This is a genomic window from Pseudoalteromonas sp. 78C3 (assembly GCF_002836695.1).
Lineage (GTDB): Bacteria > Pseudomonadota > Gammaproteobacteria > Enterobacterales > Alteromonadaceae > Pseudoalteromonas > Pseudoalteromonas arctica.
Genome location: NZ_PJAV01000088.1, coordinates 1 through 12,047, shown reverse-complemented (window position 1 = coordinate 12,047; position 12,047 = coordinate 1). Strand labels below are relative to the sequence as shown.

At 40.2% G+C, this 12,047-nt stretch carries 12 protein-coding genes; 9 read left to right on the top strand and 3 right to left on the bottom strand.

The annotated features are described in order from the left end of the window. Positions 1-61: 61 nt before the first annotated feature. On the bottom strand, positions 62-1,264 hold the full coding sequence (locus CXF76_RS02100) for a bifunctional alpha/beta hydrolase/OsmC family protein (RefSeq protein ID WP_007586983.1): 1,203 nt from the start codon (positions 1,262-1,264) through the stop codon (positions 62-64). A gap of 533 nt (positions 1,265-1,797) precedes the next feature. On the opposite strand from CXF76_RS02100, the gene CXF76_RS02095 reads away from it, so the two are divergent. Together CXF76_RS02095 and CXF76_RS02090 are read left to right on the top strand one after the other, a co-directional pair. After that, positions 1,798-2,637: an isopenicillin N synthase family dioxygenase gene (locus CXF76_RS02095; RefSeq protein ID WP_024591305.1), complete on the top strand. Its 840-nt coding sequence runs from the start codon at positions 1,798-1,800 to the stop codon at positions 2,635-2,637. A gap of 200 nt (positions 2,638-2,837) precedes the next feature. After that, positions 2,838-4,232: a DEAD/DEAH box helicase gene (locus CXF76_RS02090; RefSeq protein ID WP_007586988.1), complete on the top strand. Its 1,395-nt coding sequence runs from the start codon at positions 2,838-2,840 to the stop codon at positions 4,230-4,232. A gap of 127 nt (positions 4,233-4,359) precedes the next feature. On the opposite strand, the gene CXF76_RS02085 is transcribed toward CXF76_RS02090, so the two are convergent. Then, positions 4,360-5,103: a DUF3307 domain-containing protein gene (locus CXF76_RS02085; RefSeq protein WP_010555314.1), complete on the bottom strand. Its 744-nt coding sequence runs from the start codon at positions 5,101-5,103 to the stop codon at positions 4,360-4,362. Beyond that, complete coding sequence (locus tag CXF76_RS02080; protein WP_010555313.1) at positions 5,103-5,726, bottom strand: hypothetical protein; 624 nt, start codon at positions 5,724-5,726, stop codon at positions 5,103-5,105. The genes CXF76_RS02085 and CXF76_RS02080 overlap by 1 nt, the downstream gene beginning before the upstream one ends. Positions 5,727-5,876: 150 nt before the next feature. On the opposite strand from CXF76_RS02080, the gene CXF76_RS02075 reads away from it, so the two are divergent. The 7 genes from CXF76_RS02075 to CXF76_RS02045 all read left to right on the top strand — a co-directional run bounded on the left by CXF76_RS02075 (position 5,877) and on the right by CXF76_RS02045 (position 11,912). Next, positions 5,877-6,380 carry a LabA-like NYN domain-containing protein gene (locus tag CXF76_RS02075; RefSeq protein ID WP_007586991.1) on the top strand — a complete coding sequence of 168 codons (504 nt, stop codon included), beginning with the start codon at positions 5,877-5,879 and terminating at the stop codon, positions 6,378-6,380. 174 nt (positions 6,381-6,554) lie between these two features. Beyond that, positions 6,555-7,475, top strand: coding sequence for an NAD(+) diphosphatase (gene nudC / locus CXF76_RS02070; protein WP_007586996.1), 921 nt, complete (start codon positions 6,555-6,557; stop codon positions 7,473-7,475). A 9-nt stretch (positions 7,476-7,484) separates the two neighbouring features. Further along, complete coding sequence (locus CXF76_RS02065) at positions 7,485-8,666, top strand: cystathionine beta-lyase (protein WP_101162947.1); 1,182 nt, start codon at positions 7,485-7,487, stop codon at positions 8,664-8,666. A 143-nt stretch (positions 8,667-8,809) separates the two neighbouring features. Continuing rightward, entirely contained in the window at positions 8,810-9,637 is an 828-nt protein-coding gene (locus tag CXF76_RS02060) for an ABC transporter permease (RefSeq protein ID WP_101162946.1), read from the top strand. Continuing rightward, complete coding sequence (locus CXF76_RS02055) at positions 9,634-10,542, top strand: ABC transporter ATP-binding protein (RefSeq protein WP_007377980.1); 909 nt, start codon at positions 9,634-9,636, stop codon at positions 10,540-10,542. Before CXF76_RS02060 ends, CXF76_RS02055 begins: the two co-directional genes overlap by 4 nt. After that, positions 10,542-10,916 (top strand): PH domain-containing protein, encoded by a 375-nt coding sequence (locus CXF76_RS02050; RefSeq protein WP_007377979.1) that lies wholly within the window; start codon positions 10,542-10,544, stop codon positions 10,914-10,916. The genes CXF76_RS02055 and CXF76_RS02050 overlap by 1 nt, the downstream gene beginning before the upstream one ends. Before the next feature lie 201 nt (positions 10,917-11,117). Then, positions 11,118-11,912 (top strand): putative porin, encoded by a 795-nt coding sequence (locus tag CXF76_RS02045; protein WP_024591302.1) that lies wholly within the window; start codon positions 11,118-11,120, stop codon positions 11,910-11,912. Positions 11,913-12,047 lie beyond the last annotated feature (135 nt).

Below are 12,047 nucleotides of genomic sequence, written 5' to 3'. Positions count from 1 at the left end.
TGAGATTGCTTTATTGAGCATCTAAAATAGCGCAGCCAAGGCTACGCTATTTTTGTTTTAGTTACTCTACCAGTTCACTTACAATAACCGGGTTGTTATGCAGTGTTTTATGCACAGGGCATTTGTCGGCTATTTCGAGTAAACGCTGGCGTTGTGGCTCTGTTAAGTCGCCACGTAAGGTGATTTTACGGGTAATGGCTTCAAGGTTACCTGTTTGCTCACAATCGTCGCAATCTTTGTTGTAATCGCGAGTGTGATCAAGCTCTACTTTTACATGCTCCAGTGGTAAGTTTTTACGTGTAGCGTACATACGCAGTGTCATTGCCGTACAGGCACCAAGCCCCGCTAATAAGTGATGATACGGATCAGGACCTAAGTTTTTACCACCTACTTTTATTGGCTCATCTGCAAGCCAAGTATGATCTTTTGTACTTACGTGCTGAGTAAATACATGGTCTTTTTCTTCAACGAGTACATTGCCACCCGTTAAACTTGCCGTGTATTTAGTTTTGTCGTACTTAACATAACGGTTTGCCCACGTTGCAATTATTTGTGCAGCGTAGTCGGCATCGTTTTTATTAGTAAGTAAGTGATCGGCGTTATCTAGGCTAATAAAGCTTTTAGGATGCTTAGCTGATGCATAAATTTTTTCAGCTTCACTAATATTTACCGTCGCATCAATAGGGGAGTGCATTACTAATAATGCGCGCTTAAGTTTACTTATGTGGCTTTTATCGTACTTGGCTATATCGTCAATAAATTGTTTTTTAATAGTAAATTCACGACCGGCTAAGTTTACTTTAGCTTCACCTGCTGCGTTAATTTCATCAAGGTGTGCTTCAAAATTATGCGCTACGTGCTGCGCATCTGACGGTGCACCAATGGTTGTAATAGCCGATACTTCAGGAATATGCTCCGCAGCAGCAAGAACGGCAGCCCCGCCTAAACTGTGGCCAATGAGTAGTTGCGGCGCCGCAAAATGCTCACGTAAATGATTTGCCGCAGATACTAAATCTTGAATGTTTGATGAAAAGTTACTGTTAGCAAAGTCGCCATCGCTATTACCTAAACCGGTAAAGTCGAAACGCAGTACGGCGATACCTTGTTGTGTTAAAGCTCGGCTAATACGTGTGGCTGCTGCAATGTCTTTACCGCATGTAAAGCAGTGTGCAAATAGCGCGTAAAACTTAACGTCACCAGAGGGAAGTTCAAGTTGGCCGGCAAGTTCTAAATCGCCGCTTTTAAAAGATACTTTTTGTCGCATGGGGAGCCTTATTTACACAAATAAAATACATTATATTAGGGCGTGTTGACCGTTGTGGATTGAAATTTGTTCAATCTAGGGGCGATTTAATCGCGGCGCGAGGTTTGTAACCTAGTGGACTAAGTAAAAACCGAGCAACAAAGAGTTAATCGTCCCTAGAAAGAACCCAAAGGGTAGCGCATGTTTGGCATTTATGCTGCGTTATCGCCTATTTATGGGGAACAACCACACATCATAGGCTCTGCCTTGCTTAAATACCAAACAGTCTGCTGCAAATTCACCCACCAAAGGTCAGCACGCCCTAGTAGACCAGATATAAGTACTAAACCTTGCAAATTCAACGTTTTTTTATAAGTTGATCTTGATCAAGCCAAGTGGCGGTGACTATGCTTTGCGGACATATGTCCTTATGTTTTTGAGGTCATTTGTCTATGCTCGCATAGCGCTATAATGAAGGCTTTGCTACTTTATATAAGTAATTTAGCACTATTAAAAGCAACTCACTTCACACAACCTATTCACTGGAACGTACAATGCAATTACCTACTGTTGATTATAAAGCTCCCGATGCGGCTGCACAATTTGTTGAATCGTTAAGAAATACTGGATTTGGCGTTTTAAAAAACCACCCAATCCCACAGTCTTTAGTTGAGTCTATTTACAAAAATTGGCAAGACTTTTTTAACTCAGAGCAAAAGCACGACTTTTTATTCTCTAAAGAAACTCAAGACGGTTATTTTCCGCCTTCAGTATCTGAAGTAGCGAAAGGCTTTACAATAAAAGACATTAAAGAGTACTTCCATGTGTACCCTAAAGGTCGCGTTCCTGAAGAGCTTGAAGCTGATGTACGTGAATACTACCGTTTAGCAAGTGAATTTGCTGGCACATTGTTAAGTTGGGTTCAGGCTGAATCTCCGGCTGATGTACGTGCTAAGTTTTCGATTGATTTAAAAGACATGATTGCCGATTCTGAGCAAACATTGTTACGTATCCTACATTATCCGCCTATGACGGGTGATGAAGAGCCAGGTGCTATTCGCGCAGCAGCCCATGGCGATATTAACTTATTGACTGTATTACCAGCTTCTAATGAGCCTGGTTTACAAGTTCAAAAAACAGATGGCGGTTGGTTAGACGTGCCATGTGATTTTGGCAGCTTAATTATTAATATCGGCGACATGTTACAAGAAGCGTCGGGCGGGTATTTCCCATCGACAATTCACCGTGTAATTAACCCAACGGGTAAAGCATCTACTAAATCGCGTATATCACTACCGTTATTTTTACACCCGCATCCAGATGTTGTGCTTTCAGAGCGCTACACGGCAGATAGCTACTTGCAAGAACGCCTGCGTGAGTTAGGTGTTAAGTAACTCTTATACTTAGAGTAATTAAGTATAAACAAAAAACGGCTTATGGCCGTTTTTTGCATTTTTAAGCAACTTGAGCACAGGTTTAATTTTATTAAGCTATGCTCAATTGCTCGCAACGTAAATAATGGCATGCATTCTTAGCTACTACAGGTATAATGCGCGCAACTGGCTAACGTAGCCTAATTTAAAAGAGAGTTTATATGAGTTTTGAAGGTTTAGGTTTATCACAGTCTTTGGTTAATGCGGTTTTAGAAAAGGGCTATGAAACGCCAACGCCGATTCAGGCTCAAGCAATTCCTGCAATTATTGAACGCCGTGATGTTATGGCAGCAGCGCAAACAGGTACAGGTAAAACAGCGGGTTTTACATTACCACTTATTGAGCGTTTGTCGTCAGGCCCTAAAGCTAAAAGTAACCACGTACGTGCACTTATTTTAACGCCTACACGTGAGCTTGCTTTGCAAGTAAGCGAAAACGTTGAAGAGTACGCTAAGCATTCGGATGTGAGCTCATTTGTAGTTTACGGTGGCGTTAAAATTAACCCACAAATGCAGCGTCTTCGTAAAGGTGTTGATATTTTAGTAGCAACGCCGGGTCGTTTAATCGACTTACATAATCAAAATGCAGTTAAATTTGATAGCGTTGAAGTGCTTGTACTCGATGAAGCTGACCGCATGTTAGACATGGGCTTTATTCACGACATTAAACGCTTAATTGCTAAAATGCCTGCTAAACGTCAAAACTTGATGTTTTCGGCTACATTTTCTGACGAAATTCGTGCATTAGCAAAAGGGTTAATTAATGACCCTGTTGAAATTTCAGTTGCTGCAAAAAATACCACTGCAAAAAGTGTTACTCAGTGTGTTTATGCGGTAGATAAAACACGTAAAACAGCATTGCTAAGCCACTTGATTCGCACTAACGATTGGCAACAAGTGTTAGTGTTTAGCCGTACAAAGCACGGTGCTAACCGCTTAGTTAAGCAACTAGAGCGAGATGATATTGTAGGCGCGGCTATCCATGGTAATAAATCACAAGGCGCACGTGTTAAAGCACTTGATGGTTTTAAAAGTGGTGAAGTACGCGTACTAGTAGCAACAGACATTGTTGCACGTGGTTTAGACATTGTTGAATTACCGCATGTTGTTAACTACGACTTACCAAATGTATATGAAGATTACGTTCACCGTATTGGCCGTACAGGCCGTGCTGGTGCGTCGGGTCATGCGATTTCGTTTGTAACAACAGAAGATGCTGTTGACTTATACGGTATTGAGCGCTTTATTGGTGAGCTTATCCCACGTGCTGAAGAAGACGGTTTTGAGCCTATTAACCCAGTAGCAGAGCGCGCATTAGATGCTCGCCCACTGCCGTCTAAAAAGCCTAAGAAAAAGCAGCCTTTTAATAAGCCTAAATCTGATAGCAGCAAGCCTAACAGTAAAAAGCCGAACAATGGTGGTAATGGTACCGGCCCTCGTCGTGGTGGTTCTAAAAAGCCAGCAGCTAAAACAGATGATAATGCGCAAAACCCATGGGCAAAGCGTGAATCTGTTGGCGGTAGTGGCCAACGCCGTCGTCGCACAAATAACGATTAATGATCATATTGGCGTTTAATTAATTTAGAACTTGGTTAAAGGCTGATACAAAAAACGCGCTCTCTTCTTTTGAATAAATAGAAGCAGCGCGTTTTTTATTGTCTGTAATTTGTACTTACTGTATTGCCTACCTGATTAAATAGTTAATACCCAAACCTACAAATAAAGTCACACTTACGCTAAGTAGTGTGCCGAGCATAACGTACTCGGTAAGTTTTTTATCTTTGCTTGCACTTAAATCACCAAACCTAAATACCGACTTTGCCGCAAGTAAAAAACCAAGGCCTGCAAATTGGTCAAGCAATATAAAGCTCAGCATAAGTACGCGTTCCAACATACCAATGCTTTGCCCTGCAAGCGGTAAGCTACCAGTACTTGAAAAGTTACTTGTTAAACGCTCTAACATCATTCTTATAAATACGGCGCTGGGGCTCAAAATAATTAAATAACCGCATACCACCCACAGTATTTTGGGATCAGTGAGCATATTATTAATTGCAGCCATAAAGCTATTGTTATCAGTTAGCCAAATACTGAGCGCAATAATAACGAGTATGTGCGCTATTTGATCTAGTAAAAAAGGCACCACGCCTTTATTAGAATATGATTTAGCTATATCAATAAAGTAATGGCTCAGCATAATGCTCGCCGTGGCAATTAAAACACTGCTTAGTTGTTGCCACCCGAATGTGTATTCCCACACGGTAATAATGAGTGCACTTGTTACACCATGCACAAGTACATGAAAATAAAGCTTACTGGCTTTAAAGTGACGGGTGTTTCTGTCGTTTACCCAACTCATAGGTTGCCAGTAAAAATCAGCGAGTAAGTGGCCAATAATAAGCGCGACCAGTAAAAGTGAAAACTCCATTATTCACCTCCTTTAATTATATTTTTTATAACGTGTTGTGTGTGCTTAATAAAGCGCTCTATAAGTTGGTAGTGCGCTAAATTTAGTAGTTTTGTTACATTTTCGCGACTTGTTTTAAGCTCTTTAGCCAGTGCCGCGTGGCTGTTGTCTGATGATGTTAAATAGACATACAGGGCATTTGCTTGTTTTTGCGTGATTTTAGTGAGTAATACGTCGGCAAAGGCTAAATTAAGATTTAAGCTTTCATCAAGCTGCTGCTCATTAATATTAAAAACAAAGCGTTGATTACCTATTTTATCAAGGCCTTGCCCCGAAAGGGTAAAAGCAGAACCGGTTGCTGTTTTTATATCGCTGCGTGGGTTATCTATTTGCCCAAGTGCCAAGCTTTGCCGTAGCTCATAACCTGACGATTTAAGGTGTAAATATACAAGTATGGCATTTTTAAAAAGGAGCTCAGGATTATTAACTTGTAACTGAAAGGCATCGCCTCGGTATATATTCCAAAGTGTTTGCTCCCCCGAAATGTTTCGCAAACTTTGCTCTAGTTGATAAAGCATGGCATCGTATTGCTGCTTAGGGATTGTTTGCGATTTAATAATATCGCCGCTGATCACACCAATCATAAAAATCTCAAAATGGTTACTTTTTAATGTGTAACCAATATTGGTTACATAAGGGTATGTAACTAATTTAGGTTACTTAAATATAAATTGCAAGGTACACTTATTTTATAACGTTACTTTTATTGCTATTAATCCTCACTAGGACACTAAATGACTTTACAAAACGAGCAGCAAAGCACGAAACCACGCGTAGGTATTTTTGTTGATGTGCAAAATATTTATTACACGTGCCGCGAGAGTTACGGAAAAAACTTTGACTACAATGCGTTTTGGCGGGTAATGCAGGCGCAATACAATATTGAGTGTGCTTTTGCGTACGCTATTTATCGAGGTGATGAAAAGCAAAATCAGTTTCAAAATATTTTGCGTGCGATTGGTTTTGACGTAAAGCTAAAGCCATTTATTCAACGCCGTGATGGAAGTGCTAAAGGCGATTGGGATGTAGGTATAACAATAGACATGTTAGAGCAGGGTAAAAGCCTTGATAAGGTTATTTTGCTCTCTGGCGATGGTGACTTTGCTTTGTTACTTGGGCATTTAAAAAATCAATATAATGTACCGTGCGATGTATACGGTGCTGACCGGTTAACCGCTGAGGTATTAAAACAAAGCGCAGAGCAATTTCATTTAATTGATAATACTTTGCTACTTTAACAGTAAAAAATAGTTAAAAAAGTGCAAGCTAAGTGCCTGCAACATGAGAGATTTTAATACAAAGCCGTAATAGATGAATTAAGCCTTATATAGGCTTTTTTTATTACTGTAATCAATTGGGTTTGCTAAATGATTATGGTAATTTTAAAGCATAACGAGTTACCAAGGACTTACATGCTTCATTATAGCAACATGCCACTAGATAGAGGCTCAAATTTTCGTAAAGACCCATCGTGGCTTAAAGCGCAAATGTCGGCGCAAAGTAAATGGGTTTTAGTTAAAAATAATCAAACCCTATTTATTAAAGATACCCCTAAAGTAAGCTATTTAACGTATCAACAAGTGGCGCATTTAGATTTAACGAGTGCTATTTTTGTTGGTTTAAATAATGCTAAACATGGTGTGTTTGCATTGGATGTATCTGATCTGGATGAAAGCGTACTTACGCCTTTAATAGAGGGCGCTCAGTTTTTTGATATTCGCCAATATGGGCCTCAAGTAACCATTAAATATGCCTCAATAGCCGCCCTTGCGAGAGGGTTATGTTATTGGCATGCCACGCACCGTTTTTGTGGGCGCTGCGGTAGTAAAAACCGTTCAGTGGAAGCCGGGCACTCTAGAGTGTGTGAAAACGAAAACTGTAAGCATCCTACATTCCCGCGCACCGATCCTGCGGTAATTATGGTGGTTACTAAAGTCTTTGCTGACGGAGTAGAACGCTGTTTATTAGGTCGCCAAGCCGCGTGGCCCACTGGTATGTATTCGTCGCTTGCTGGATTTGTAGACCCAGGGGAGACACTGGAACAAGCTGTTGCGCGTGAAGTTAAAGAAGAGGCAGGTATAGAGGTTGATAACGTACGTTATGTTGCATCTCAGCCATGGCCGTTCCCATCGTCCATTATGCTTGGTTTTTTTGCAGAGGCGACATCTGAGGAAATTAACGTAGATAAAGAAGAGCTAGACGATGCAAAATGGTTTAGTCGTGAAGACTTAGAGCAATTTGGTAATTGGCACGAAGAAGGCGAGCATTTAAAGCTGCCTAGAACCGATTCTATCTCTCGTTATTTAATTGAGCATTGGCGCACAAACCCTTAAGGATTAACAATGTCGAGTAAAAGTAATAAAAACACTCAGCTGGTATCATCAGGGCGAAAAAAAGCCTATACACATGGCGTAGTAAATCCCGTTGTACAGCGTGCATCTACCATTGTATTTGATACTGTAGCCGATTTAAAAGAAGCAGCTAAAACCCGTGGCGATAAAACGTTATTTTATGGGCGCCGAGGAACAACAACACACTTTGCGCTACAAGAAGCGATTACAGAACTTGAAGGCGGCGAAGGGTGTGCATTGTACCCTTGTGGCGCTGCGGCGATCAGCCAAGTATTTTTATCGTTTTTAAAAACCGGTGATCATATTTTAATGGTTGATAACGTGTACGAACCAACTCGCGATTTTTGCGATAAAATTTTAGTGGGGCTGGGCATTACAACAACCTATTACCCGCCAACCATTGGCGCAGGTATTAAAGATTACATTCAGCCAAATACTAAAGTGTTGTTTTTAGAATCTCCAGGTTCTATTACGATGGAAGTGCAAGATGTGCCCGCTATGGTAAAAGTAGCCAATGAGCATAGCGTAATGACCATACTTGATAATACCTACGGCAACGGTTTGCATTATCGTCCGCTAGAGCACGGTGTTGATATTAGTATTCAGGCTGCAACGAAGTATATTGTCGGCCATTCAGACGTGATGATGGGTGTGGCTGTTGCTAATAAAAAGTACTGGCCAACCTTGCGCGAAAACTCGTACTTACTAGGGCAATGTACCAGTGCCGATGATGCGTATTTAGCGCTTAGAGGCCTTCGTACAATGGGTGTGCGTTTAAATCAACATGAAAAAGCAGCAATAGAAGTAGCTAAATGGCTTGAGCAACATGAGCTTGTTGATCATATTCGACACCCTGCATTTGAAAGCTGCCCAGGGCATGAGTTCTTTAAACGTGACTTTGATGGTAGTAATGGGTTGTTTTCATTTGTTATGAAAACCGGCAATCAAAAAGCGATTGATGCATTTTTAGATAGCCTTGAGCATATTAAAATGGGCTTTTCGTGGGGTGGTTTTGAAAGCTTGGTAACGGCTAATTTAACCATGAAAGGGCTGCGCTCAAATACAGGTTGGGATTTAGGGCCGGTTATTCGTTTGCACATAGGCCTTGAAGATGTTGAAGATTTAATTAGTGATTTAAGCCAAGCACTTGAGGTTTATAAGCAGCATTTATAATTTATATCGCAATTTATGTTGTTACATTTAAATGTATTGTTACAAAGCTCACCTTCGGTGAGCTTTTTTTTGCTGGTAATTCAAGGTGTTTACACTTAGTGTGGATAAATACACAGAAAATAAAAAGTCATTAAGGATAGTCAATGGCAACACCATTACTGATAAACGTAGGGCGATTAACGCAAATAGCGGGATTTGAGCTTGTACGTATGTTTTTAACTAAACGTGGACTTATTGCATTAGCAGCCTTTGCATTGGTGTGGCTAATAATACTGCGCTACCCAATAGGGCAGGCAGTAGGCATTGTAAGTGCGCCCGATTTTGAGCAAATAGCCCGTGATATATCAGGTTCTATTGGTTTAAGTAAATTATTGGATTGGCCTGAGGCCGAATTTGCTATGTACTGGTTAATAGCCCTGTATAGCTTTCCCGTTTTTGGTTTATTTATTTGTAGTGACCAAACGGTAGGCGATAGAGAGCGCGGCACACTAAGGTTTTTATCACTGCGCTCCACTCGCTTTGAAATACTGTTTGGTCGTTTTTTAGGACAATTAGCGGTATTAGCCTGCTTAGTGGGCATTACTCTTGTGGCTACGCTTGCTGTACTAGGGTTTAGAGATCCAAGTTTACTGGCTGGTGGTTTTGCCCGTGCGCTTTCTATATTTTTAATATTAGTGATTACTCTGTGTCCATTTGTAGCACTTATGACGTTAATAAATACCTTTGCTCGTTCATCGCGTTTATCTATTGTATTGGCAATTTTATATTTTGCAGCAGGCGGTATTGTAGTTGGTATATTGCAATGGCAAATACCCGCATTAGGCTTGCTTGATTATTTATTTCCGGGTGTGCAAATAGAGTTATTAGCGGGGCAAAATTTACCATTATTAAGCGCTGTGGCTATTCCCCTTGTGCAAACTGCGGTGTTACTAAGCGTTGCTCAACGTATTTTTGCAAGGAGCTCACTATGAGACCATTAATTACAGCCAGCGGTTTGAGTAAATCGTATGGTGCAAAACTTGCGCTTAATAATGTGGACTTTGAGATTAATAAAGGCGCGCCAGTGGCGCTTGTTGGGCCAAATGGTGCGGGTAAAACCACCTTATTTAGTTTGTTGTGCGGCTATATAGCGCCAAGTAAAGGCAGCCTTGAAATATTAGGGCATAAGCCAGGGAGCGCTGCTTTATTTAATAAAGTAAGTGCATTACCGCAAGACGCGCAACTTGACCCTCGTTTTAATATAGATAAGCAACTCGCTTTTTATGCAAAACTGCAAGGTATGGGCGCTAAGCAAAGCCAAACTGAGGCGCTACGTGTACTTGACTTGGTTGGCTTAAAAGAAATTGCAAAGCAGCGTGCGGGGGATTTATCGCACGGTATGCGCAAGCGCGTTACGATAGCGCAAGCACTTATTGGCGCGCCACAAATTGTAATGCTTGATGAAGCAACCGCAGGGCTTGATCCGATTCATGCCAGAGAAGTACGCGAGCTAGTATCTGAATTAAGTGAACAGGCTACGTTTATTTTAAGCTCTCACGATTTAACTGAGCTTGAGCGACTATGCTCACAGGTGCTTCATTTAGATAAAGGCGTACTAAGCGAGCATCAAACAAAAACAAATAATACTGATAAACACTTTTATACATTAATGCTAAGCGAAGCTTATCAAAATGTTGAGCAACAGCTTCAAGCAATTGCAGGGGTGAGCCGAGTGTATATGAGCCAGCATAAAGAATATGTTGTTGAGTATCAACCAACGAGCGATCCACTTGATATTGCACTACTGAACTTTTGTCATCAACAACACTGGCAGTACAGGCAGTTAGTTAATGGTCACACATTAGAGAATCAAATATTTAAACAGGAGAAAGTATAATGGGTTTACTTAGCGGACTTATGGGTAATGCAAGCGAAGTTGACGATTCTGATTTAGAGAAAATCCTCGCCAATACATTAATTGACGGCGAGCAAGTAGAAAAAGCATATAAAGTAGTACGTGATATGTTTATTTTTACTAATAAGCGCTTAATCTTAATTGATAAGCAAGGTATGACCGGCTCTAAAATGGAAATGGTGAGTATTGCTTACTCTAAAATTACCAAGTTTAGTAAAGAAAGTGCAGGCCATTTTGACTTAGATGCCGAGCTAAAAATATGGGTTGGCTCAGATCCAACACCAATTAGTAAAGAGTTCAAGTCTGGCGATAATATTAACGATGTTTATCGTATTATTAGCCAACACGCGCTTTAAGCTGCGGTACATGTTTTAAGTAGTTGTTGACTAGATGTTGCAACTACTTTAATTTTACAGTTTACAACACTTCCTTACAATTAACTTAATAAATACAAGTGGTTAGTTAAGTTTTCATTCAGTTTCCTAACGTTAGCATGTGCCTCGACTTTAGCAATACAGCTAGAGCATAAAAAGCAATGTACATAGGGAAGTCTTACAATGAAAAAATTAGCAGTTATTATTTCGAGCATTTTATTATCTAGCACTGCGGCTGCTGCAGACAGCTATAATTCAATTAGTAACCTAAGCTACAAAAATAGCGATAACAACGACACCGTTGCTGTAGATTCTATTTACTACTTATCTCCTAAAAAAACTTTAGGCCCGTACGATCAGTTTGAATACATCAATAAACAAACTAACGTATATGGTGGCTACGCTGATGACGACTTTGGCGATTTAACATCAGTTGGTGGTGAATACTTCATTAATGAATTTGTTGTTGGCGCATCTTACGAAAACCTAGACCCTGATTCAGGTTCTAACAGTGAGCTTTATAAACTGACGGGTGGTTACTTTTTCAACCCTGATTTACTTGCAAAAGTAACACTAGTTGAAAACAAAGACGGCGATGATTACGCATTATTTGATTTAGCTTACAACTACATGCTAAACAGCACTGATTATGTAGGTGTTACACTTACATCAGACGACGATTTTGATTACCGTGCAGTAGCTGCTAAATACTTTATTGATTTACAGCAAGGTAACTACCTTACTTTTGAAGGTAAATACGAAAGCATTGATGATGCCCAAAACCAATGGGTAGCAGAAACTAACTACTACTTCTCAAAAGCAACATCTGTATTTGCTAACTACAATAAGCAAGATACTTATAGCTTTGGTGCTCAACACTTTATCAATAAAAATATTGGTGTAAAGGTGGGTTACGAAAACAACGCTGATGATTCTGACAACGATGCGTACTTTGCTAACATGCGTTTTCAGTTTTAATTAAGTCCCGTACTTAGTTAATACAAAAGTAATATTAAAAAGCCCGCTAAATTTAGCGGGCTTTGTCGTTTTTAAATGTTTGAGCTTTTAACTATAAACTTTTACCAGTCATAATTACGGCCTTTATTATGCTCA